The organism is Oculatella sp. FACHB-28 (assembly GCF_014696015.1).
Taxonomy (GTDB): domain Bacteria; phylum Cyanobacteriota; class Cyanobacteriia; order Elainellales; family Elainellaceae; genus JAAUTN01.
The window spans coordinates 64,269-88,472 of sequence record NZ_JACJPJ010000090.1; the positions used below are offsets into that span (position 1 = coordinate 64,269).

General features: G+C 49.8%; 20 protein-coding genes. 10 read left to right on the plus strand and 10 right to left on the minus strand.

The features are described from left to right. Nucleotides 1-10 precede the first annotated feature (10 nt). The gene (locus tag H6F88_RS23440) at nt 11-3,142 is read right to left on the minus strand and encodes an S-layer homology domain-containing protein (protein WP_190645150.1); all 3,132 of its coding nucleotides are present in this window, start codon (nt 3,140-3,142) and stop codon (nt 11-13) included. A 231-nt stretch (nt 3,143-3,373) separates the two neighbouring features. On the opposite strand from H6F88_RS23440, the gene H6F88_RS23445 reads away from it, so the two are divergent. The 6 genes from H6F88_RS23445 to H6F88_RS23470 all read left to right on the plus strand — a co-directional run bounded on the left by H6F88_RS23445 (nt 3,374) and on the right by H6F88_RS23470 (nt 7,392). After that, the gene (locus H6F88_RS23445; RefSeq protein WP_190645151.1) at nt 3,374-4,126 is read left to right on the plus strand and encodes a methyltransferase domain-containing protein; all 753 of its coding nucleotides are present in this window, start codon (nt 3,374-3,376) and stop codon (nt 4,124-4,126) included. Nucleotides 4,127-4,128: 2 nt separating this feature from the next. Further along, nucleotides 4,129-4,461 (plus strand): hypothetical protein, encoded by a 333-nt coding sequence (locus tag H6F88_RS23450; protein ID WP_190645152.1) that lies wholly within the window; start codon nt 4,129-4,131, stop codon nt 4,459-4,461. Between the two features lie 151 nt (nt 4,462-4,612). Continuing rightward, complete coding sequence (locus H6F88_RS23455) at nt 4,613-4,972, plus strand: YtxH domain-containing protein (RefSeq protein WP_190645153.1); 360 nt, start codon at nt 4,613-4,615, stop codon at nt 4,970-4,972. Nucleotides 4,973-4,982: 10 nt separating this feature from the next. Then, nucleotides 4,983-5,588: a DUF948 domain-containing protein gene (locus H6F88_RS33575; RefSeq protein ID WP_347277357.1), complete on the plus strand. Its 606-nt coding sequence runs from the start codon at nt 4,983-4,985 to the stop codon at nt 5,586-5,588. Nucleotides 5,589-5,870: 282 nt separating this feature from the next. Beyond that, nucleotides 5,871-6,686 (plus strand): TPM domain-containing protein, encoded by an 816-nt coding sequence (locus H6F88_RS23465; RefSeq protein ID WP_190645154.1) that lies wholly within the window; start codon nt 5,871-5,873, stop codon nt 6,684-6,686. Nucleotides 6,687-6,762: 76 nt separating this feature from the next. Further along, the gene (locus H6F88_RS23470; RefSeq protein WP_190645155.1) at nt 6,763-7,392 is read left to right on the plus strand and encodes a precorrin-8X methylmutase; all 630 of its coding nucleotides are present in this window, start codon (nt 6,763-6,765) and stop codon (nt 7,390-7,392) included. A 210-nt stretch (nt 7,393-7,602) separates the two neighbouring features. Here H6F88_RS23470 and H6F88_RS23475 read toward each other — a convergent pair whose 3' ends face one another. Continuing rightward, nucleotides 7,603-8,340: a phosphate ABC transporter permease gene (locus H6F88_RS23475; RefSeq protein ID WP_242050683.1), complete on the minus strand. Its 738-nt coding sequence runs from the start codon at nt 8,338-8,340 to the stop codon at nt 7,603-7,605. A 311-nt stretch (nt 8,341-8,651) separates the two neighbouring features. Beyond that, nucleotides 8,652-9,476, minus strand: coding sequence for a 4-hydroxy-tetrahydrodipicolinate reductase (gene dapB, locus H6F88_RS23480; RefSeq protein WP_190645156.1), 825 nt, complete (start codon nt 9,474-9,476; stop codon nt 8,652-8,654). Between the two features lie 331 nt (nt 9,477-9,807). Between dapB and H6F88_RS23485 the strand changes: the two genes are divergently transcribed. The 3 genes from H6F88_RS23485 to H6F88_RS23495 all read left to right on the plus strand — a co-directional run bounded on the left by H6F88_RS23485 (nt 9,808) and on the right by H6F88_RS23495 (nt 12,190). After that, on the plus strand, nt 9,808-10,338 hold the full coding sequence (locus H6F88_RS23485) for a hypothetical protein (RefSeq protein ID WP_190645157.1): 531 nt from the start codon (nt 9,808-9,810) through the stop codon (nt 10,336-10,338). 459 nt (nt 10,339-10,797) lie between these two features. Continuing rightward, on the plus strand, nt 10,798-11,043 hold the full coding sequence (locus H6F88_RS23490; protein WP_190645158.1) for a hypothetical protein: 246 nt from the start codon (nt 10,798-10,800) through the stop codon (nt 11,041-11,043). Nucleotides 11,044-11,299: 256 nt separating this feature from the next. Beyond that, the gene (locus H6F88_RS23495; RefSeq protein ID WP_199314052.1) at nt 11,300-12,190 is read left to right on the plus strand and encodes a S1 RNA-binding domain-containing protein; all 891 of its coding nucleotides are present in this window, start codon (nt 11,300-11,302) and stop codon (nt 12,188-12,190) included. Here H6F88_RS23495 and H6F88_RS23500 read toward each other — a convergent pair. The 5 genes from H6F88_RS23500 to glnA form a co-directional block, all read right to left on the minus strand. After that, a complete protein-coding gene (locus H6F88_RS23500; protein ID WP_190645159.1) occupies nt 12,187-13,818 on the minus strand; it encodes an ATP-binding protein in 1,632 nt (543 codons plus the stop codon). The genes H6F88_RS23495 and H6F88_RS23500 overlap by 4 nt on opposite strands. After that, on the minus strand, nt 13,815-17,219 hold the full coding sequence (locus tag H6F88_RS23505; protein WP_199333765.1) for a response regulator: 3,405 nt from the start codon (nt 17,217-17,219) through the stop codon (nt 13,815-13,817). The genes H6F88_RS23500 and H6F88_RS23505 overlap by 4 nt, the downstream gene beginning before the upstream one ends. Beyond that, nucleotides 17,204-18,004 (minus strand): alpha/beta hydrolase, encoded by an 801-nt coding sequence (locus H6F88_RS23510; RefSeq protein WP_190645160.1) that lies wholly within the window; start codon nt 18,002-18,004, stop codon nt 17,204-17,206. Before H6F88_RS23510 ends, H6F88_RS23505 begins: the two co-directional genes overlap by 16 nt. A gap of 2 nt (nt 18,005-18,006) precedes the next feature. After that, nucleotides 18,007-18,180, minus strand: coding sequence for a hypothetical protein (locus H6F88_RS23515; protein ID WP_190645161.1), 174 nt, complete (start codon nt 18,178-18,180; stop codon nt 18,007-18,009). A gap of 197 nt (nt 18,181-18,377) precedes the next feature. Next, on the minus strand, nt 18,378-19,799 hold the full coding sequence (glnA, locus tag H6F88_RS23520) for a type I glutamate--ammonia ligase (RefSeq protein ID WP_190645162.1): 1,422 nt from the start codon (nt 19,797-19,799) through the stop codon (nt 18,378-18,380). 650 nt (nt 19,800-20,449) lie between these two features. On the opposite strand from glnA, the gene apcB reads away from it, so the two are divergent. Then, nucleotides 20,450-20,959, plus strand: a complete 510-nt coding sequence (gene apcB, locus H6F88_RS23525) for an allophycocyanin subunit beta (protein ID WP_190645163.1) — start codon at nt 20,450-20,452, stop codon at nt 20,957-20,959. A 116-nt stretch (nt 20,960-21,075) separates the two neighbouring features. Here the strand turns inward: apcB and H6F88_RS32790 are convergent, their stop codons facing one another. Then, nucleotides 21,076-21,582 carry a hypothetical protein gene (locus tag H6F88_RS32790; protein ID WP_199333766.1) on the minus strand — a complete coding sequence of 169 codons (507 nt, stop codon included), beginning with the start codon at nt 21,580-21,582 and terminating at the stop codon, nt 21,076-21,078. Between the two features lie 384 nt (nt 21,583-21,966). Further along, nucleotides 21,967-24,156 (minus strand): tyrosine-protein kinase domain-containing protein, encoded by a 2,190-nt coding sequence (locus H6F88_RS23535; RefSeq protein ID WP_190645164.1) that lies wholly within the window; start codon nt 24,154-24,156, stop codon nt 21,967-21,969. Nucleotides 24,157-24,204: the final 48 nt, after the last annotated feature.

Below are 24,204 nucleotides of genomic sequence, written 5' to 3' on the forward strand. Positions count from 1 at the left end.
CACGACCTAATCAAGTGCTTGTCAAAGTTGGCTGAATGTACTGGCGAATGTATTGCAGAGCGCCGCTGGCGATCGCCCTTGCTAATTGACTGCGATGATCAGGGTCAGCCAGTTTTGCGGCATCTTCTTGTCCTGTCACAAAGCCCAACTCAACCAGCGTGGCGGGCATTGAGGTATACCTCAACACATAGAAGTTGGCTTGTCGCACTCCCCGGTCTTTGACCGTGATGCTTTCCAAGATGCTGCTGTGAATTGCTGAAGCGAGGCGGGAACCGCTCGTAGAACCGGGGTAGTGATAAGTTTCTAACCCGTTCACCTCCGGTCGGCCAAGGCTAATCGCGTTGGCATGAATGCTGAGAAATAGATTTGCCCTGGCTTGTTCGGCGATGTTAACTCTGGGCGCTAGTTCTATCGTGCGATCGTCAGGGCGAGTCATAACAACCCTGATGCCTTGCTGCTGCAACAATTCAGCAATTTGTTGAGCAACCGACAGGTTGATGTCTTTTTCGCGCAAACCGTCAATTCCGATCGCTCCTGGATCGTTGCCGCCATGCCCCGGATCGACCACCACGAGGGGTGCTGCTGCGGTTGGGGTCGGAGCGGGAACTGGAGAGACAGGAGGCGTCGGAGTAACAGGTGACGGAACCGGAATGGGAATCGGTGCAGGCGTTGGACTTGGCGTAGCAACAGGTGGCGCGGGAGTTGGGCTAGGCGCAGCGACGGGCGGCGTAGGGACGACAGGCAGTGGAACGGGAATGGGAATAGGCGCAGGAGAAGGGGTGGGGGTGGGTCTTGGTGTAGCGACGGGAACGGGCGCAGGAGAAGGGGTGGGGGTGGGTCGTACGGAAACTACGGGTAATGGCGTGGGTGCTGGAGTGGGTGCTGGCGTCGGAGAAGCAGCCGGAGGGGTGGGTGAAACGATAGGGACTTGCTCTCCCGCAGGGGCGTTGGAATTGGGGTCGACGATGTAGGACGAGGCGATCGCGGGCGATCGCGCTGCCTGCACCATTGCCTGATAAACCATGGCTGCGACTTCCCCGCGAGTGGCTTCGCGGTTGGGGTTGAGCCGATTTACCTGGGGATAGTTCACCACAAGCTGAGCCTGGGTAGCGCTGGCGATCGCCCCCTGCATCTGAGCCGGAATTGCTGCGGCATCTTCATAGCGATTCAACAACTCTGTGTTTCCGGCAGGCAGTCCTAAGGCATTGGTCAAAGCCAGCAACACCTGAATTCGCGTGACATTTTGGCTGGGTAGGAAGGTGCCGTTTTGGAAGCCAGCCATCAGCCCCCCCCGGTAAACGCGCTGAATGGACTCAGCCGCCCAAAAGTCAGCAGACACATCACTAAAACCGGCTGCTGCTCGCTTGGCAATGGGATTAAAGGTGTTGTCTAAAAGCGCTGCATACTGAGCGCGATTCATGGTTGTGTCAGGTTTGAAGGTGCCATCGGCAAAGCCCGTGATCACACCCTGACTAGCTAACCCCCGGACAAAGTCGGATGACCAGTGCGGCTGAATGTCAGCAAAAGAAGGCACCGAGATATCAGGATTGACAATGAACGGAGAATCGATCGCCCTTGCCTGCCCTGCCGAGACGAGCGTTTGGTAAATCAGCGCTGCAACTTCAGCCCTGGTGATATCAACCATTGGCTCTAGCTGACTAACCTGGGGATGGTTAACCACAATTCGCTTTTGAGTGGCGGTAGCGACTGCGTTTGTGGCATAGCTGGGAATTTGGGCGCGATCGCGATACACGCCCAGCGAGTTAGGATTGCCGCCCGTCAGCTCCAGCCCGTTAATCAGCGAAACGATCGCCTGAATCCGCGTCAGGTTTTGGTTGGGACGAAAGGTGCGATCGGGAAAGCCTGCCAAAAAGCCCATCTGGTAAGCTTTGGCGATCGCACCTGCTGCCCAAAAGTTAGCTGCCACATCGACAAATGCTTGGTTTGTCCGTTTGATAGGCACGTTGAAGGCTTTGGCGATCGCCGCCGCATACTGAGCGCGAGTAATATTCAACTCCGGCTTAAAGGTGCCGTCTGGGAAGCCGCTAATGATGTCTCGCTCAACTAACCCCCGAATAAAGGCTTCTGCCCAATATCCCCGGATATCTGGCAGGTTCACCGCCCCAGTTACGGGCGTGGGTGTAGGTGTCGGCGTAGATCGAGGGGTAGGCGTAGGTGAAGGTGACGGAGTAGATGTAGTTGGTCGAGGCGGAACGGGCGTGGGTGAAGGTGCCGGTAATGGCGCTGGAGCAATAACTTGACTTGCCACAAAATCTACAGCCCCGTTTACCCGAATTGGATTGAGCTGATTGCCCACGGAGGTTAGCTTGACTAAAGTTGCATTACGTAGGTCAAACTCACCGTTACTGCGGAGAATATTGCCGCCCGGATCTTGCCCTTTGCCCAGGTCAGGTAGCGCTGTGTTAGCCACTGCTAATCCGTCACTTGTATTCCTCTCGACCAGGTTGTTTCGCAGCACCGGGCGAGAGTTGCCCGTGAGAACGATGCCAGAACGGTTTTCAAACACCTGATTGTCTACAATCAATGGCGCTGCGTTGTCGCTGATGGCGATGCCGTAGCCTGTCTTCTGAAAAACATTGCGGCGAATTTCACCTTTCGCATTCCGAACAACGGAGATGCCGCTAGCCGCATTTTGCTGAAAAACATTGTCGCTGACTTCTGGAGTGGCATTGCCCGTAGCAAATACACCCTCCCGTCCGCAGTTAATAAAGGTGTTGTTGGCAATTATCGGGGAGGTTGCTTCGATCCATACGCCTGTTCCCCGCTGTGCCCGATTGGTCACAACCACGCCTCTAAGCTGCGCTCCATTTTCCGGGCGAATCATTACATTTTGCCGGGCAAAGGTGGGGCTGTTAAATTCACCGCTACCATCCAGCACAATGCCCCGTCCCTTTTGCGCTTCGTTGCCCACGACGGTCACGCCAGCGGGAATCACCAGGGGGAATTGCTCACCACTAGCAGCATTGTAGGTTCCTGTTGTTAGTTGAATTCTCGTGCCAGATGTAGCTCGCTGGAGGGCACGGGTAATCGTCTTATAAGGAGCAGCTTGACTGCCTGCCGCGTTGTCATTGCCACTGGCAGGGTTCACGTAGAGCGTTGTAGGGGATGATGACTGAACCATCAAGCTTCCTCCCGATAAACTTTAGATCCTAAGTTTGAGCGGTTCTTGACCACTTCACCCTCTGGCATGATTGCATACCCAATTCCCGTTTTGTTGAATAGACCTGTGCCTTTAGAAAGAATCTGCAATTTGTTCAACCTGCTGTAATTTAAGTTCTAGTAGAATCGACCCAATCGCTGTGGGGAAAGGTGCGATCGCCAATCATTCAAACTATCTTGCCAAAACGAACTTGTGGAATGGTACAGGAAAGACCTTGCATACATTCATGATGTTGGGCACAACGACTATGCCCTGAAATCTGCCCCTGGCATACTCAGTATCCTGGCAAAACACAATATCCATGACGGACTAATCGTGGACTTGGGCTGTGGTAGTGGGCTTTCAGCTTTAGAATTCACAGCAGCTCGTTATCGGGTCCTTGGAATCGACATTTCCGAGTCGATGGTTGCTTTGGCTCGTACTCGGGTTCCAAATGCTGAATTTCGAGTTGAGTCGCTGTTTGAGGCAGACATTCCTGATTGCCATGCTGTTGTCTCTATCGGCGAATGTTTGAATTACTTATTTGATCCAAACAACACTCGCACAAAGCTGATTCAACTTTTTCAACGGGTTTACAACGCGCTGGCTCCAGCAGGTGTATTTATTTTTGATGTTGCAGAGCCAGGACAGGTTGCACAAGGAACCATCACCAAAAGTTTCACTGAAGGAGAGGATTGGATCGTTCTAGTTGAAAAGCAGGAGGAGCAAACAGTCCTAACCCGACGAATCATCACCCTGCGTAAGCTGAAAGAACATCAGGAAGAACACTACAGAAGGGATGATGAGGTTCATCGTTTGCGGTTATATGAGGCGACAGAAGTGGCTGAACAACTTCGTCAAGTTGGTTTTCAGGTTCAAGTTATGCGTTGCTACGGCAACTATGACTTGCCCAAAGCTCATGCTGCCTTTGTTGCCTGCAAACTACCCAACGACGAGAGGATTTAGAAATGGTGATGGTCGTTGTAACGCTTAATTGCCTGATTGCTTCGTGTTGTCTCTTTGCAGCCTGGAGAATTTGGCGGCTAAGACGATTTTTGGCAAAGGTGACATCTACGCTGACGGCGGCTGAACGCAGCACGTATGCAGTTTTGTATGGTGCACCTCAGGGGATTGGCAGTGGGCAAACGGGAATTTATCAGTTGCGACGCAGCTACCAACAGCTACAGCCTCAGCTTCGGCAGCTTCAGCAGATTTTGGGATGGGTGAGGTTAGGGCAAAAGGCATGGCTGGGGCGATCGCGCTTTCTTTCCTCTCGGCGATCGCCCTACTTGCGCCGTTAATCCAATCTGGCAAGCTTAGCAAATCAGCAAATTAGCTCTGTATTGCTGCAATCAGCCGATTTCTGTGCTCAACTTCTATGATGTTGCAATAGGGCCAGTAATATAGTGAAATTCGCGAATCTACGATCAATTTTGAAATAGGAACGAAACGATGTCAGATAATCGCTCTGGATCATCGGGGTCATTTTGGGGAGGCGTACTGTTAGGGGCTGCGGTCGGCGCAGTGACAGGGTTACTTATGGCTCCGCGAACGGGTCGAGAAACGCGGCAATTGCTGAAAAAATCTGCGGATGCCCTACCAGAATTAGCAGAAGACCTTTCGACCAGTGTGCAGCTTCAGGCAGACCGACTCTCAGAAACCGCATTGCGAAACTGGGATGGCACCTTGACTCGACTGCGAGAGGCGATTGCCGCTGGAGTAGAAGCCAGTCAGCGCGAACGCCAGGAAATCGGTCCAGCCGAAGATCGGGTCGTCGAACCTCAACCCACCGCTCACGACAGCTTGATGTAGGCAAAGACTTGTGGTTGATCCCCTATTTTGGTTAGGGCTATCTATTCTGCTTGTAGCAGTTAGCCTCACTGCGGTGCTCATCGTGGCACTGCCAGCTTTGCGTGAGTTGGCACGGGCAGCCCGCAGTGCCGAAAAATTATTTGATACCCTTAGTCGTGAACTGCCGCCGACTCTAGAAGCAATTCGGCTAACAGGGCTGGAAATCAGTGATTTAACGGACGAGGTCAGTGAAGGAGTCCAGAATGCAGGACAAGTCGTCCAGCAGGTTAATCAAAGCATTAGTGGCGTTCGGCAAGGCGCTCGACAGGCGCAAGTAACCACACGCGGCGTTTTTGCGGGCGTTAAAGCTGCCTGGAAGGTGTTTCAGCGCCCTTCCCGTCGTCCGGAGCGACTGTCTGCCAGTTCTAGAAGCGCTTTAGAGCTAGACAACAGCTATCGCCAGGACTATGCTCAGCGTGAGGATGTCTACAGTGCGGAACCAGAGGAGAACTGGAACGATCAGCAGGACTTTGATCTCCCGCCTGAGAGCCAAAGCGAACTAGAGGAAATTCAACGAATTAGCAGAAACTCTGCTTATCTGCGAAAGCAAAGTTCCACAACCCAGCCTGAAGATTAGATTTCCTGCCTAAATTACTTTGTGAAGCGTGAATAGTAGCGGCGCAGCCCCGCTACTATTCAGGCAGAGATTTGCAGAGATCTACCGATTAGCGTCTTTGCCAGGGTGTTCGATTAGCTTGCAGGAGATGAATCGCAGATGAGATTTATGGCGATCGCTTTGCATCCTGGACGACATTGGTATTAGATTAAGTAAATAAGTGTAAAGAATTTCTCATCGAATCCTGAAATTCAGGGTCACTTATTAACATTTCTCTTTATTAGGGTTGAGCCAGAACCGTCGATGCTAAATTTCTATCTGCCCAAACCTGCCGCTAAATTTCTCACCTGTGTCAGTGCGTTTTTGCTGATCCTTTCGAGTTGGGCGATCGCCCCTGCTGCGCTGGCTTACGACAATCCTGAACTGTTGCCCGATACCTCCACCAACATCATCGACCTGGCAAACTCCCTCACCAGCATCCAGGAAGAGCAACTCGATGCAGAGTTAAACAGCTTTGAGGCAGAGACAGGCTGGAAGCTACGCGTGCTGACCCAGTTCGATCGCACTCCCGGTCGTGCCGTCAAAGATTTTTGGCAGTTAGATGATAGAAGCGTTTTGCTGGTCGCAGACGCTCGCGGCGGCAACCTGCTTAACTTTAGCGTTGGCGATGACCTCTACGATTTGTTGCCCCGCACCTTCTGGATTGAGTTGCAAACCCGCTACGGCAACCAATTCTTTGTCCGGGAAAACGGGGAAGACAGTTCCATTCTCGATGCTCTCGGTTCGATCGAAACCTGTCTGCGTCAGAATGGCTGTCGGGTGGTGCCAGGTTTGCCTAGAGAACAGTGGATTCTGACCCTGATTACTTCCGTCGTTGGTGGAGTCGTTTTTGGTTTCGCGGCTCAATCTCGTCAGCCTAATCAGGTTTTTGCGTGGCAATGGGCGCTCATCTTTTCTCCGCTCTGGGGCATCCTCTTCATCGCCTTTGGACTCGGACCAGTAATCACCCGCACTACTGACTGGTTGCCGATTGTCCGTAATATCGCAGGCTTTGCTTTGGGAGCGCTTGTTGCTTACCTTTCTCCTATCATTAACGCTTCCTCTGCCTCTGAAACTTGAGATGATTGGCAAAGTGAGCGAATGTTTGCCAGCTTACTAGTAAGCTAAGTTATGACCAGCGTAATCCAGGATAGCGATGGAATGGCACGCCACCGATGCTCAAAGCCTGCAAATTATTGACCGCGAAATAGGAGATCACGTCTTCTCGCCGTCAGAATATGAAATTGTGCGGCGAGTGATTTACACGACGGCTGACTTTGAGTACAAATCTTTAATTCGGTTCTCCGAGCAGGCGCTTCAGGCAGGAGCGGCGGCTCTAGCTGCCCGCAGCACCATTGTGGTGGATGTGCCGATGGTGCAGGTAGGCATAACTCCCAACATTCAAAACACCTTTGCAAATCCTGTTTATTGCAGCATGGAGACGCTGACTCGCCCTCAGCGTGACAAAACTCGTGTTGCCTGGGGCATCGAAACTTTGGCAAGGCGATACCCCGAAGCCATCTTTGTCATTGGTCAGGCCCAAACTGCTCTTACCGCTCTAGTGAATTTGATTGAGGCAGAAGAAATCAAACCTGCTCTGGTGATTGGTACTCCCGCAGGCTTCGTAGGCGTAGATGTAGCAGAAGAGCGGCTTAAGGATTCCTTGATTCCTCACATTCGGATTGAGGGACGCAAAGGCAGCGCGGTAGTGGCAGCGGCAATCATGAATGGGCTAGTTGATCTGGCATGGCAGGCTTACGGCAAGGAAGGAGACGGGCTAGGTTAACTCACACCCTAATCTCGTAGGTTGGGTGAGCTTTGCGAAACCCAACAAGCCAAACAGAAGTTGAGTTTTACGCTGTTCCAACAACCTACTAGCACGCCAAAGCTTAAGAAGTTGGGTTGTGCTTTGCTTCACCCAACCTACAAAAAAGCTAGAGGAGGCAGATCCTCTGTATGGCATTTCCAGGCAAAGCCTGGAAACGAGGCATCCTCCCTAATAGCCGTAGGCTCCTTTTTGACGGCGCAGTTTGCGGCTAACTTCTATGAAAGAATCTCGACGTAGGTAAGGGTAATCGCTCACCCAGAGTTCGTAGTCAGGGAAGTAGAGATCTGAAACTTTGGAAATGCGGCTGAGGTCAGGGCGGTTGGAAAACACCATCATTTCAGCAATGTCACCCGACCGAATCACGCGATGGCTGCGCTGAAGCGGCACCTGGAGCTTTGTGACAAAGCCACTTTCATCCCCCACTGCCAGGTTGAGGCGGCGCTCCCGGTTCTCGACAATGACCAGGTCACCTCGGTTGTTGACCGTTTCCTCCTCGCCAATCAAATCTTCTGTAATGAACACATCCATTACTTCAGCCTGCAAGAAGCCGCTGTACTGATAGCGGCGGCACTCGATATTGCGGCGGCTAGCCCAATAAACTGGACTCCATAGCCAATAAAAGCCAGCCGTTACACCTGCAATAAATAGGACAATGCCAAACCCTGCTCCCAAAAGAACGTCGAGAGTCACTACAGCCACTATTGCTGCGACTGAAATCAGCAACCGTCTGAGAAAATCTGGAGCTTTGCCCCAGCAATAACGATATTGCTCCGTCGTCGCAACCATGGGAATTAACTCTTCAAATTTTTTGCGGGTCAGAGGAATCAGCATGGAAGGTTGAAGATGCTCAATCGAATCAAGAGAAGTATGACACTGAATCGAGCCTAACATTTGCGTGATGCTCATAGCGTTGATTTCACTATCAGCTCTCCTTTGAGGGGGTGTGGGAAGCTTTTATGGGAAATTTGTAAAAGTCAAGGTAAATGTACGGAATTTTCGACCCTAATCTTCAAGTTCATTGGGGCAAAATTTCCGTAGTTGCTGGGACGCTCTTTGCGCTCGAAAAGCTGAGAATTAGATTACTTCTGAAGAACGCATTCGGAAAGGCTGAGCAACTTAGGGGGCAATCAAGTTGTTTTGGTTTTTCTGGTTAGGAAAGCGTCCTTACAGGTGGAATGCCCGACCCTGGGGGCTTATGGGGTCGGGCATTTTTTTATTTAAAGCAACTTTTCTAATCCGTAGACTAAAGATTTAAGCTGAATCACTTTGCGAATCGACAGCAGAACTCCGGGCATATAGCAGGCGCGATCGCTCGTATCATGGCGCAGCGTATAAATTTGTCCCGGCGCACCAAAAATCACTTCTTGATGAGCAATTAAACCAGGCAGACGAATACTGTGAATCCGAATGCCGTCTTCGGTGACGCTACCTCTAGCACCTGGCAGTTTTTCCGTTTCCTTGACGCTGGGTGGGTTGTAGGGCTTGCCAAACTCTGACAGCAGTTGGGCCGTTTGGATTGCCGTCCCACTGGGGGCATCCGCTTTTTGATTATGGTGCAGTTCAATAATCTCAACGTGATCGAAATACTGGGAGGCTTGCATTGCTGCCTGCTGGAGCAGCACCATACCAATCGAAAAGTTGGGAATAATCGCACAGCCCATGCTGGACTTGTCGGCAAATTCTGCCAGTTCGTTGAGTTGCTCAGCGCTTAGACCTGTGGTGCCGACGACAGGACGAATCCCATAGGCGATCGCCGACCGAATATTGTCATACACCACGCTGGGATGTGTGAAATCAACCATCACCCCTGGCTGCTGTTCCTGGGCGACAAACGCCAGCATCGACTGCAAATCTGGCATCACGGGCACTTCTAATTCGCCACAGCCGATGATCTCTCCGACATCCTGACCCGCATATTGGGGGTTGCGAGAGATTGCGCCTAGTAGCACCATGTCGTCGGATTGGGCGATCGCCTTCACGGTTTCACGCCCCATCTTCCCCAGTGCCCCATTCACTATGACTGGAATTGCAGCCTGTGCCATAACCTAAATGTCCTTCCTGTATCCTTACTAAAAACATTCTCACCGAGTGAGCAATACTTTGTTCATCACAGTACTGAAATTGCAAGAACGCAGAAAGATGTTGTCTATTTACTTGATTGGAGAATGTGTGGAAACTATGTCGCTTGATTACCCACGTGGAGGTCTTTCTTATGCAGCAATTTTCAGTTCAATGTAGTAGTCCATAATGTGTTGCATTGAGGGTTAGGATCTACATTCGCTGACTTACCGTTCAATAAAGTATCAAGTGCATTGCTTACTGGAGGATATGCCAAGGTTATCCTCGTATTTGCCCCCCCAAGGAGGACAGTTGATGTTGTCCGGACACCTCCCACTGCTAAACAAAAGCTCGAGGCACTCCAAAATTGCTGGTGAGTTTTTTGAACATCTTGTCCTATATTGGCTATCCAAGTATGGGTTAGAATGTGCCCGAATTGATCATGTAGGAATTGACCTTCTTGCAAAGCATCCTGATCGGGAGGAGCGCTTAGGCATATCAGTAAAGGGGCGCACACGGAACATTGGCAAGGAAACGGAACATCTCAATATTCCAAACGATAATTTTGATAAAGCTGAAGCTGCATGCAAGGCGTTTGGTTGCACACCTTACTTTGCTATCGTGATTGACAGTGGACAAAATATTTCTGCCTTTATCCTACCAATGGCAGAATTGTTAAGGCTTTTTCCACGAGGTGAACGCGTTAGTGTTTGGAAGATGACTCCACGCTACTTGGCACAATACAGCCAGAATCCTAAAATTGTCCAATTTTCCTTTTCGCATAATATTCACCAATGGTTTGATCATCAAATATCATCCGAAAACATAGGTGAACCGTACATCTAGTGCGATCGCTGTCGTTGTAGAGTGTTGCTATTAAGCAAACCCATTGCCTCATTGAACGTCTGCCAGGACGATCGCCTCCACTTCTCCAATAACAAACTCATTACTTAGAGCTTTAATGAGGGTGCGATCGCCTCTCCCATCTCCTTAAAAATTCCACAAGTTACTACCTTGACGAGAAGCCACCATCCCAGATATGCTTTCACGCTAAGGTTGTCTTTTTACACGCAAACAACCTCACTACACCCAAGAATCTAGCGCCGCTCAAAGCTGTTAGCGCAGCGATGAGCGACTGACCCCCAAACTGAGTAAGCAGTCTGGCGGCTAACGGAGAATTTTAACACTCCCCTAGCCACCCCGACTTGTGATGTCAAAAAAGCGTTGCTAATTCTCATCGGCAGCGCGTGCGGGGTGGCTAGGTTTTTGGGGTTTCCTTGCAAACCCTAAACGGAGTCAAAACTTATGCCTGAATGTTTTCTAGATCTCAACTCACTCCATGTTGAGAAGGATTCGTCTTACGCTCAATTTCCCGAACGCGAACGCTTGCGGATTCTCATTATCGGCTCTCGCGATGGCGTAATTGAAACCATTCACGATCTATACGGACGCGGCTTTGCCGAAGTGGGGGCGTGGAGTCCTCTGCTACCTGCTCCCGGTTCCGGGGAGGTGATGAGCATTTTGACCCGCGATCGCAAACGAGGAGGATAAGAATTAAGAGGGGCGATCGCGCTACTAAAGTGACAGTCTTGCCCTTGTCACTGACAAGATTGTCAAGATGAATTAATAGGGCTGGCATAAGCCAGAGAAATATGGGGTGCGATCGCCCCACTTTTTGCGTAAAGACTCCCTGCCGAATCCGTCAAGAATTGATTATATTGAAAAGACTCAATTGCTTGTGGTGACTCACACTCAGTGAATGCTCCTCTAGCAAATTTAATGACTGATCGGTTTCCAGGAGGCTGACTTGTCCTTTTCCTCTGACGACTTTGCCAAAGCCCTCGAACAGCACGACTACCAGTTCCAATCAGGACAGGTGGTGCGTGGTAAAGCTTATAGCTACGAGAGCGATGGCGTTTATGTTGACATTGGCGGCAAATCCGCAGCATTTTTGCCCTTAGAAGAAGTTTCTATCAGACGGGTTACTGACCTGGCTGAAACGCTGCCGCTGCATGAAGAGCGGGAGTTCATGATTATTAAGGAGCAAAATGCTGAGGGGCAGGTAACGCTCTCGATTCGGCAGATGCAGATTAAGCAGCTCTGGCAGCAGTTTGCCGAGATGCAAGAGAGCGGCAAGACCGTGCAGGCGCGGGTAAATGGGCTGAATAAAGGCGGCGTAACGGTGGATGTGCTGGGGCTACGCGGATTCATTCCGCGATCGCACTTGATTGAACGAGACAATCTGGAATCTTTAGTCGGCAAAGCACTGACCGTTGCCTTTCTGGAAATTGACCCTAGCCGCAAAAAGCTAGTGGTTTCTCAGCGACAGGCTGCCCAAGCGGCAAGTCTGGGTCAGCTTGCAATTGGTGAGCTTGTAGAGGGCAAAATTGTTGGCATCAAGCCGTTTGGTTTGTTTGTAGACTTTGACGGCATGACGGGTTTGATTCACATCAACCAGGTGAGCAAGAACTATGTTGCCTCACTCAATGCTGGGTTTGAAGTAGGTCAGCCGATCAAAGCGGTGATTATTGACCTGGATGATGTAAAGCGGCGAATTTCTCTCTCCACCAAAGTTCTGGAAAACTATCCAGGAGAAATGCTGGAGAATATGCCGGAAGTCATGGCAGAAGCCGCAACCCGTGCTGAAAAAGCTAGAAAAACGATTGAGCAACGCGGTGTTGAAGGGGTTGAGGGTTAAACGGTCGCCTGATCGCCCACGGGAATGGTGAAGTAAAAGGTGGTGCCCTCTCCAGGCATAGACTCTACCCAAATTTGCCCTCCGTGACGCTCTACGATCTTTTTGCTGATGGCAAGTCCAATCCCGGAGCCGGGATATTTGGTGCGGCTGTGCAACCGCTGGAAGATGGCAAAGATGCGATCGCCATATTTGGTTTCCATACCAATCCCATTGTCCTGCACGGAGAATAGCCATGACTCCTCCTTTTGAACAGCGCCAATGTGAATGACTGGGGGGCGATCGCTGCGAAATTTAAGTGCATTACCTAATAGATTCTGAAAGAGCTGGCTGAGCTGAATCGAGTCTGCCATCAGTTCAGGCAGCGGATCATGGGTGATCACAGCTTCGGTTTCGGCGATCGCCAGCCTCAGATTTTCTAAGGCCCGATCAAGGGCACTGTTGCAGTCAGTGAGGCGAAACTCCTTGCCGCGTGTGCCAATGCGAGAATAGCTAAGCAGTGCTTGAATCAACTCCTGCATCCGAACTGTACCATCCACCGCATAAGCAATAAAGTCGCGGGCATTCTGGTCAAGCTGATCTTGATATCGTCGCTCCAAAAGCTGAACATAGCTAGCCACCATTCGCAGCGGCTCTTGCAAGTCGTGGGAAGCAACATAGGCAAACTGCTCTAGCTCGGCATTCGAGCGGGCTAGCTCCTGACGCTGGTGTCTTTCTTGCTCTAGCAGTCGCACCTGTGTCAAGGCAATTCCCACCTGGTTTGCCAACTGCTGCAGTAGCTCAATTTCAAAGCTGCTCCAGACTCTGAGGCTGCTACAGTGATGCACAACCAGGAGTCCCCATAGTTCATCTTTCAAGAGGATTGGCACTACTAATTTCGCTTTGACCTGAAACTGGTGCAACCAGTCAATCAAGTCAGGGGGTACGTCGCCTGTCTCAACATCATCAATTGCCCAAAATTTCCCCTGCTGATAGTGTTTCTGAAAGTCCGCAGATAGCGGTCTGGGGTAGAGTGTTTTAGCTAAAACAGACTCACACCCGGACCCCAAAGCTTCCGTGATGCCTCTGCTACTCTGGCGTTCCAGCTTGTAGATCAGCACCCGATCCGCTTGCAGAATTTTTTGTACCTCCGTCACGGTAGTCTGCAAAATTTCGCTGAGACGAAGTGATTGGCGAATCTTGACGGTGATGTCAGCAAAGAGCTGCGATCGCAAATTCTGTCGCTTTAATTCCTGGGTGTTTTGGTGAGCCCTAATTAACCGTCGCACTCGCTGTCGCAGCACTGCCCAGTGGATGGGTTTAGTGATGTAATCCGTCGCGCCAACCTCAAAGGCATAGTCTACTGATTCTTGATTTTCTAGGCTGGTAATCATCAAGATAGGAATATCCTCAGTCTCCATTTCCCGAAGCTGGCGGCAGCAATCAAAGCCATCTAACACAGGCATCAATGCATCAAGCAGCACAATTGCCGGACGAGTTTGCTCAAAAACGGCTAAACCCTCTTTGCCGTCCGTTGCTTCGGCAACTCGATACCCAGCTTGAGTCATTGCCAAACGTAGTTCTAGCCGAGTCAGCTTGTCGTCGTCTATGACCAGCACTAGGGGTGGTTCAGACGTTGCTGTCACAGTCATGTTGCCTGCTCCTGGTGGCGTTCGAGCTGTAAGGCGGATTTGACTTGTTCATAGTCTATCTTTAGCCGAGTAGCCTGGTCGCCACCCTGTGCTAAACAGTCGTTCACATTAAAATTTGAGCCGTTTTCAGAATGCCCTTTGGAGCGATTGTCAGGACTACAGTTGCGTCCTAATAGTTCTAATTCTTTACAGGCGTTGGAGAAGGCGATCGCTCCCAAGGTTGCACTGTTAGCTTTTAGCGTATGGGCAGCACGGCGCAAAGTGATCGCATCAGAGTGGGCGATCGCCGCATCAATTTCTTCTATGAGTTTTGGGGCTTCCTCTAAATAGCAATCAATCAGTTCCGTCAAAATTGCTGCACTTTGCTCCCCTGCCATTGCTCGAAAAGATTGCAGTACCTTCGTGTCAATCGTAGGCTCAGAGACAGGCAGAACAGCAGGTAGAACATGAGTTGAACTCTGCTGTTGAGTTAATACCCTGAGCAGGTCTTGCATCTGAATCGGCTTGCTGATGTAGTCATCCATACCGGACTGTAAACATTCTTCGCGATCGCCCCGCATTGCGTTTGCCGTCATTGCCACAATTCGAGGGCATCGTTCTAGTAAATAGTTCTGACGAATAGAGCGCGTCGCCTCCAATCCATCCATCTCTGGCATTTGCACATCCATTAGCACCAGATCGTACTTCTGATCTTGCAATGCTTTTAACGCTTCTAAGCCATTACTCACCACGTCTGCCTTATATCCCAACCGTTGCAGCATGAGTAAGGCCACTTTTTGGTTTACCAAATTATCTTCAGCCAGCAAAATCTTCAGCGGATACTGCTCTGCTAAGTGCGGGTCAATCTCCAACGTCCCCTGAGATGGCTTAATCACGATAGGTTGTGTCCCCAAAACGCGGAGCAAAGTATTGTAAAGCTGCGACTGTTTCACGGGTTTGGTCAAGCAAGCAGCAAACTCAACCGATGCCGCTGCCATGTTGTCCGGCTTACCCATCGAAGTCAGTAGCACCAGTGGCAAATGCTGATACGGGGTCTGCTGCCGAATCATCTCACCCAATGTCAAACCATCCATTTGAGGCATTTGCATATCCAAGATTGCCAAATCAAAAGGCTGTTTTGCTCCCAGAAGGGACAATGCCTCTCTAGCGGACGCAACGGCATGAACAACCATTCCCCAAGACTGGGCTTGTAGAGTTAGGATTTGGCGATTGATGGGGCTATCATCCACCACTAAAACCTGTTTGCCTGTAAGCTCCGGCTGAAGCTGAGCAATATCAGTATCAGACGTAGGAGACGAGTTAGAATCGGCGGCGGCAGTAATGGTGAAATAAAAAGTTGAACCCTGTTCCGCTAGCAGTGGAGACTCTAAGTGTTGTTGCTGCAAAGGCTGTTCTTTCCACGGCGGGTTCCATTGGAGCGGTGGATTTCCTGCCAGCTTGCCACCACTCTCTACCCACATCTGCCCTCCCATCATTTCGCTAAGCTGGTTGCTAATCGCTAGCCCCAGCCCCGTGCCGCCATACTGACGAGTAATTGAAGCATCAACCTGACTAAAGGATTTAAATAAGTGGTGCATTCGATCGGCAGGAATGCCAATTCCAGTATCTTTTACGGTAAACAGGATTTTGTGGAGAGGTTGCGGATTGGAGGTTTGGGGGTGAGGATCAGGGAAAGGGGTGACGGAGACGACTATTTCTCCGGTCTTGGTAAATTTGACGGCATTACTGAGCAGGTTGACGAGAATTTGCTGGAGTCGCGTAGTGTCTCCTAGAAGACGATTTGGGGCTTGGGGATGAACCCAGTAGGCTAACTCCAATCCTTGTTCTGCCGCTTTGGACGCTAACAAATCAAGAGAGGATTCGACGCACATCCGCAAGTCAAAAGGCTGATGTTCTAGCTCCAGTTTGCCAGACTCCATTTTGGAGAAGTCCAGAATGTCGTTAATGATAGTGAGTAGCGTGTTGCTGCTCTGGTAAATCGTCTCTAAAAACTCTCGTTGACGGGGAATCAGTCGTGTATCGAGCAACAGTTCGGTCATACCGATGATGGCGTTCATCGGTGTACGAATTTCGTGGCTCATGTTGGCTAGAAATAAGCTCTTGGCACGGGTGGCTGCCTCAGCCTCGACTTTGGCAAGCTCTAGTTTGGTATTGGTTTGAGAAAGTTCTTGAGTTCGCTCTAATAGTTCTTTTTGAGCTAGATATTGCTCGGTGATATCGTCAAACAGCCACAGACGACCCGGTACATCGCGCACCCGCGTTGGTGTGCTGGAAACACTCAGGACTTTGGGCTGGGGGTAGTCGAAGATCCAGTTCCAGTTGCGAATTGTTGCTTGGGGTTGGCTAAACAGCTTCGCTCCCTGAGCGGTAATTTCGGCGGTATTGCTTGCTTGGGTTCGCAAGGTTGCCATTGCTTGAGCAATCATGGGTGGATCGATCGCCCCGGGCGGTAACCCTAACTGTTCAGCCGCCGCCTGATTAAGCCAACTTTGTTCACCGCTTTCGTCCATAAACACCACCCCTTGGTGAATGGTTTCTAGCATGGCTCCAAATCGCGCTTGCAGTTTGTCGAGGCGCAGGGTGGTGTCACAAAACTGAAGCAGCGTTCGCAGTTCGCTCAGAAGGGATGCAGTAAATTGTTGCAGATCGTCTGAGAGGTTGGTCTGACGATGCCAGATTAGCAGAATCGCTCCTCGTAAATTGTCGGAACCCTGTAGGGGCAAAATTGCTAGCGATCGCACCCCCTGAGCCAGCAGCACATGCGAAGCACCCTCAACTGCTGGATAGTTTGAATGGAACAGGCTGCGGTTTTGCTCTAGAGCAGCCGTAAATAGAGCAGGGTTAGTCAGTTGGTTGGGCAGAGCAGTCCGAGGTAAGCAAACTAGTGCCTCGGCCGTAACTAAATCAAGTTGACGCAGGGCGATCGCCGCATCAGCTCCAGTAAAGTCTTGCAACAAAGATACTGCTGTACCGATTAACGTTTCAGCCGTTCCATTTTCTTTAGGCTGAGTCAGGGATTCTAAAATTTGCTGAGAGGCTAGTTTCCACTCAACCCTGCGAAGAAACTGCCCAACAATGGTGCCAAACACTGCAACGCTGATCGGCTCAAGTAAATGGCGAGTGAGCAGTCCGTTGCTGCTTATCAACGCTGTACCAACCAGGGCGATCGCCACCCCTGCAATCACGATCAACCCTGACAGGGGTAACATGGCACAAACAAGCAGCAGCACCAGCGACAGCAAGCGTACCGTTCCCCAGCCCTCCAACATGCCTAATCCTACAAGTAGCGAACACAACGCCGCCAGAAAGGGTCGAAAAGTGGGTAGCCAGTCAGGATGATGTAGCCGCAGCCGAGACAGCAGCCACTGGAAATGTAGGTTTGGGTTCAGCTTGACAAACATGTGGCGATCGCCTTAGAAACCGTATCAGGCGCACTGAGATGCGGCAAATGCCCAGTCGCATCAATAGGAATATACTGACTTTTAGGAATATTTGCTGCCATATACTGCCCGACTTGCATGGGCACAGCAACATCATCGCTAGATTGCAAGATGAAAGTCGGTACCTTTAGCTTTGGCAAATCTGCTCGATGATCCGACTGAAAAATCATCCGTGCTACAGCTTGGGCGATGTCTGGACGAATTGCAGCTAGCGTATTGGCAAATTCAGTGGCTAGCTCTGGTTTATCTGAGTTACCCATGGCGATCGGTGCAAACCCACTCGCCCAAGCATAGTAATTAGAAGACATAGCTGCATAAAGTGCATCCAGGTCAGACTGCTCAAATCCACCCACATATCCCACATCATTCAAGTAGCGTGGAGACGCACTAATAAAAATCAACTTGCTAAATCGATCCGGCTCGACCAGTGCAGCCAACAAACTCACCATCCCGCTAGCAGAATGCCCTACCAAACTACATTGGTTCAGCTTGAGTGCAGCGCACAGATCTAACAAATCCTCCGCATAGCCATAGAGACTGCTGTAGCGACGTGGACTGTAAGCATTGAAATCAGACTTACCAGCCCCCACATGGTCAAATAAAACAATTCGGTAACGAGTCTGGAGCTCTGGAATCTGATATCGCCACGCCGTCTGGTCAGAGCCAAACCCATGAGCAAGAATTAGAGTTTCTTCCCCATCTCCCAAAACTTTGACATTGTTGCGTTGAAGAATACTGAGTGCCATTTCTATAAACCTGAATCAATCCCTGATGCCCTCAACTGGGTAACCAATTTTTCTGCCTGTTGCTGTTCTACTTGAAGCTTCTGAAAATTTTTCACAAACGCGCCATCCGACTCAGGTAGGTGGGTAAGGTCAGGCAAAACGGTACCAGCCGTTGGTAGATCAGCAAAAGAAGCCATTCAAGTTATCTCTGCAGCCCTTTATCTTTATTCTAAAGAGCTTGTAGAGAGCAATCTCAAAACTTCAAAGGGGTCACTTAACCTAAATTACGTAATATTGCTTCACCCTCACAAACAAAAAACGGGAAAGCTTTCTTTTGGAAAACTTTCCCGTTTCTCCGCGTACCAAATCGAGCTAATTTATTTGACTACTCTACTTAGCAATCGTAATAGAGCGCAAATTCATAAGGATGAGGACGTAGGCGCATGGGGTTCACCTCATTGTCCAACTTATACTCAATCCAGTTCGTGATGAAGTCTTCTGTAAAGGCACCGCTGGCCAGTAAGAAGTCGTGGTCTGCTTCCAGCGCCTTGAGCGCATCCAGCAAAGAACCAGGGGTAGAAGGAATCTTCGCCAATTCTTCTGGGCTGAGGTCGTAGATGTCCACATCCAGAGAAGCACCGGGGTCAATCTGGTTCTTGATGCCGTCAATTCCTGCACAAAGCATTGCCGCAAACGCCAGGTAGGGGTTAGACGTTGCATCGGGGCAACGGAATTCCAAACGCTTTGCTTTAGGATTGGTTCCTGATAGAGGAATCCGAACGGAAGCTGAGCGGTTTCCTTGGGAATAAGCCAGGTTCACCGGAGCCTCAAAACCAGGCACCAATCGCTTGTAAGAGTTGGTTGTAGGATTCGTAAATGCTAGCAGTGCGGGAGCATGCTTGAGGATGCCGCCAATGTAATGAAGCGCCATCTGGCTCAAGCCTGCATAGCCATCACCCGCAAAGAGAGGCTGCCCACCTTTCCAAATTGACTGGTGAGTGTGCATTCCAGAACCGTTATCGTTAAATAGCGGCTTAGGCATGAAGGTCACGGTTTTGCCGTACTTCCGAGCGACGTTCTTGATACAGTACTTATAGATCATCAAGTTATCAGCAGAGTTGACCAGGGTATCAAACTTGATGCCCAGCTCACATTGTCCGCCGGTCGCGACTTCGTGGTGCTGCTTCTCAACGGGTACGCCACACTTTGCCATCGTCAGCAACATTTCCGTCCGCAAATCTTGAGACGTATCGGTGGGAGGAACTGGGAAATAGCCTTCTTTGTAGCGGGGTTTGTAGGCAAGGTTCCCGCCCTCTTCTATACGACCAGTATTCCAACGTCCTTCGATCGAATCGACGTAGTAGTAGCTGGAGTGTTCGTTTTGGTCAAAGCGAACATCATCAAAGATGAAGAATTCTGCTTCAGGACCAAAAAAGGCCGTATCGCCAATGCCTGTGGCTTGCAAGTAATCTACTGCTTTCTGAGCAATCACGCGAGGGCAGCGTGAGTAAGGTTCTCCAGTTCTGGGTTCCTTGATGCTACAGATGACGCTCAGGGTTGGCTCCTTCATGAAGGGATCAATCCAGGCAGTTTTGGGGTCAAGCACCATCGTCATGTCTGACTCGTTAATTGCCTTCCAACCCCGGATGCTGGAGCCATCAAAAGGCACACCATCGGTAAAACTGCTTTCGTCGATTTGGTCATGGTAAACCGTCAGGTGTTGCCAGATTCCTGGCATGTCAATAAACTTCAGGTCAACCATTTTAATGTCTTGGTCTTTAATCCAACTCAAGACGTCTTGCGGGGTCTGTGCCATGAATTACTCCTTGTTTCTGGGCTATCTCAATGGGGAGAGAAGATGGTCTGGCAAAAATACAGTGTGAGACGAGTACCAGGTAAGCAAAGCTATCTGTGCAGGGGAACCTAGTTTAGGGCTGAAGATGAAAGCTTTGCAGCACTGGGTTGACTCAAAAATTAAGGTCAGTATCTCCTTAAACAGCGCTGAAATCCGTATCAGAGCTAGCTTTGCTGAAGACGATGTGCCCTGTATCAATTGAGCTTTGTTACACCTGAATCATCCTAGAAACACGATTAGCCACATTTTGTATCGAAAGCTACAAAATGTGGCTCGTTGCCAAAACAAGTGCTAAGTTTTTGGACTGATTTAACTAAAAGGGAAGCAAAAGATGTAAATCGACTGGGAATCTGAAGTTTTGGGAGGCAATGGGCTGATACGGCTGCATTTCTGCCTGAAAAGTTTCGGCTTTACGTCTAATTCGTAATTTTTAGTTGCAGGATTAAGTTGAGAAGGGATGGCGATCGCCCGCTACAAAATTTAACAATCGGAACCTGCTCAATCCTAGATTCAGCCTCGGTTACGCCAAACTCAGCGTGATACACTTTATCCTGAACCTTGGAATATATAAACCTGCGTTTAAGTATAAGAATCATTGGGAGACTGAGTTCATGCGTGATGCAGTGACGAGCCTGATTGAAAACTATGACATTACAGGTCGCTATCTAGACCGTAATGCGCTTGATACCCTAAAGTCTTATTTTGATACAGGCATGGCACGGGTTCAGGCGGCTGCGGTCATCAACTCTAACGCTGCTGCTATTGTCAAGCAGGCAGGGTCACGGCTGTTTGAAGAAATTCCTGAGCTAATTCGTCCGGGTGGAAATGCTTACACCACTCGTCGCTATGCAGCATGTCTGCGCGATATGGACTACTACCTGCGCTATGCTAGCTACGCGCTGGTTGCAGGCAGCATGGACGTGCTAGATGAGCGTGTTTTGCAAGGGCTGCGAGAAACTTATAACTCCTTAGGAGTACCGATTGGCCCAACTGTGAACGGCATTCAAATTATGAAGGAGATTGTCAAGGAGCAGATTGCTGCTACTGGTGTCGAAGATACAGGATTTCTGGATCAGCCCTTCGATTACATGACTCGTGAGTTGGGCGAAAAAGACCTTTAATCCAAATTCAGTAATTTATAAAGAATGGGGTGAAGCCTATCTTCACCCCATTCTTTGTTTTTGATGCCCTTTAGAGAGGACAAGCCATCGATTCAAGCTACCGATTAGAGTCTTCGTTAATCAACATAACCTTCAGGTTCCAGAACCCAAAGCCCATAACCTTTCACAGATTTTGTAATTACGGTTGCATCTCCACGGTGGCTCAGGCGAATGATCAGCTGCTTAGCTTGTTGAACATCTTCAACTACCTTAAACAGGCTGTAGTAGTCGCCGTTAAAGGCGATCGCTGCAAGGGGTTTGTCTAGGTCGGGCACCCGAATGTGACAAGGGCGATACTGGCTGCGAGAGGTCAAAATATTGTAGGACTGCTTTTGTTGGAGCGATCGCTGTGGCTGTCTTGGTCTGCTGTGCACAGCTTGTAAAAGCTGGGATGGCTTAGCTTCTGGCTCCAAAATCCAAATCGCATAACCCTTTGGAGTTTGAGTAATTACACTCGTATCGCCTCGATGATTCAGCCTGTTAGCAACTTGACTGGCTCGGTTTTGGTCTTTCTCAAATTTAAAAAAACTGTAATAAGCCTGGTCGAAGAAGATCGCAGCCAAATAACGCTCTGAGTCGGGCACGTGGATGTGACAAGAATGGTATTGATTACGAAACTTGAGAAATTGTATAGAAGAAGAAATAGGGCTTTGAGCGTTTAAGGCAGAGGAAAACTGCATAAATTAAGTCGAGGCTGCTTTAAATATCTTTAGATTTATTCTTGTTTTTTCTAGACAAGTTGCCATCCGGTAAAGTACGGGATGCTAATACCAATCCCCAAAATTAGAGCTATAGATGGAAGGGCACCCCACTTAGCGGGGTGCCCTTCCATCTATAGCCTCTTCTTAGTTTGATTGTGATGAATTGGTAGTGCTATGCACAAACGCTCAAGAGACTGAGCAAAACAAAACCGTGTAGCAGCCAAGCGACACGGTTTTGCATATCTATCAAGTTAATTCAGCAGTATTTCAAAGCTCTCTGGAACGACTGCCTACTCTCTCAAAGTCTTCCTGATTCTCCATATCCTCTACCACAAACTGTCCATCTAGGTCAGATGGGGTTTGAGGCATCTGCACAGGAATATCCGCTCCGTTAATGATCGCGCCCAAGAAGCGTACATCATCAGAATCCATAAACTGTTCGATTGCCTCAGCCAAGACTCCGTCTTCGGTGTAACCTGGGCGAGTCACGAGAACCATGCCATCAGCGTAAGGCTCTAGCAGCAAAGCATCATTGTATCGGCTCAACGCGGGCGTATCTAGAATAACCAGATCAAATCGACCTCGGACATCTTCTAGCACCCGTCGCATTTCAGTTGACTCTAGAATAGCCGCTGCCTGGCTTTGGGCACCCGGACTAGGCAGGATGTAAAGATTCTCGATCTCTGGCACCAGTCGAATGCAATCGCTCAAGTGACCGTAGTAGCGTAGCGGTTCGACCACACTTTCTGGGTCTGGTACTACTTTCAAAGACTTAGCCTGGGAAGGCGATCGCAAATCTGCTTCGATTAAGAGGGTTCGTTTGCCTGCTCTTGCAGAGGCGATCGCCAAATTGTAAGCGCTGACTGTCTTACCTTCACCATTCAGCGTACTGGTCAGTAAAACCATCTTCAGGGCTCTTCCACCAGCAGCTCGTCGGAGATTTCCACGGAATCGTTCGTAAGGTTCAATATAGGGAGAGTTAGCATTAACGACCAACGGCAACCCATCTCCCTCATCAGGGATAGCAGGCAGCAAGCCCAAAATCGGCACTTCTTGCTGCCGCAAAGATGCCTGCAAATCTTGAAGCGTATGGAACGTTGCGTCCAGGGAGTCCAGCAGCAGCACCAAACCACCACCAACCAGGAGACCTACAAAGGCTCCTACCGCCAAAATTACTACACTATTGCGTCCTTGATCCTCAACCAGTCCAGGTTGTGCAGGTTGAGCAATGACTAAGTTACCAACTGTTTCTTTCTCAGCAATCGTAGCGTCTTCTAACCTAGCTTGAATTTGGTCATAGAACGATTTGGTCAGAGCCACTTCTTGCTGAAGTCGTGCTTGCTCAAGCTGTTTGTTAGGAATGCTAGTGTACTCCTGCCTCAACTCTTGTTCTGAAGCAGTCACAGCAGCAAGCTGTTGCTGCAACGTATCTCGCTGCGTCTGTAACCCTACTAAAGTGTTTGCTAACTGTTGTCTTGCTGGGTCAAGGCTGCTGTCCTGCCTGATTTGGCTGGTCGGTAGAGGGGCTGCAATGTTATTGCCACCAATCACCTCTGCAACCCGCTGTCTAAGTAACTGATCATAGGCCTGCTGCTGATTTCGCAACGCCACCATATCTGGGTGTTCAGCCCGAAGGCGCTGACTCAAAATCGACATCTGAGTCTCATTTTGGTATATTAGCGTCCGCAAGTTGGCAATAATCGGGTCAGCACTGAGAGCAGAAGAAGCATACGCCTGATCAGGAGAGAGTCCTAATCTGCCTTGCAAACTCCGAATTTGGGCATCAATGCCTTGCAACGTCAAGCGAATCTGGCGCTGCTGTTGCTGGCTACCTGTAATTCCGCCAATTAAAGCTCCGTCCTGAGCTGCTTGAATCGCCGGACCTTCTTCGCGAACATATCTCTCCAAGTTCTGCTCAGCGGTTCTCAGGTCTCCACTAACCTCTCCCAACAGCTGATTCAGGTTATCAATGACGTTACTGAGCTGCTGTGTATTAAATAGACGGCTTTGCTCAACCATTGCCTCCATCAGGAGGTTGGCAGTTTGCTCTGCCAATTCCTTGTCAGAAGACTGGTAAGACACCAATACCTGGAATACAGCGTCTTCCCCTTCCTCCTCAGGATTGACCTGGACGATAGCATTCTGCCGAATCTCCTCACGAGAAAGCTCCACCTGCTGTGCAGTTAATTGCTCTTCTGCATAACCGACTACGTAATCAGACAGTAGCATTCTCCCCGTCAGAGCTTGCCCCTGCTGCTGTAGGGCTGTACCCGTTGTAGAGAAAGTGACAGGGGGAGAACTATAGGTTAGAACACCCTCGGCTACATGGCTAACAGGAGGTTCTGGCTGGAGAGCAGCGACACCCGATAAGCCAAGGACGACAAGAAAGCCTGCAAGTCCAGCCCATTTGTGCCGATCCAGAGCTACGAGATAACGTTTGACGAGGGGAGGGGTCATGGCAGTAGGAAAGAATCGAAACGGTTAAACAAGCTTTGGGTCATTAAA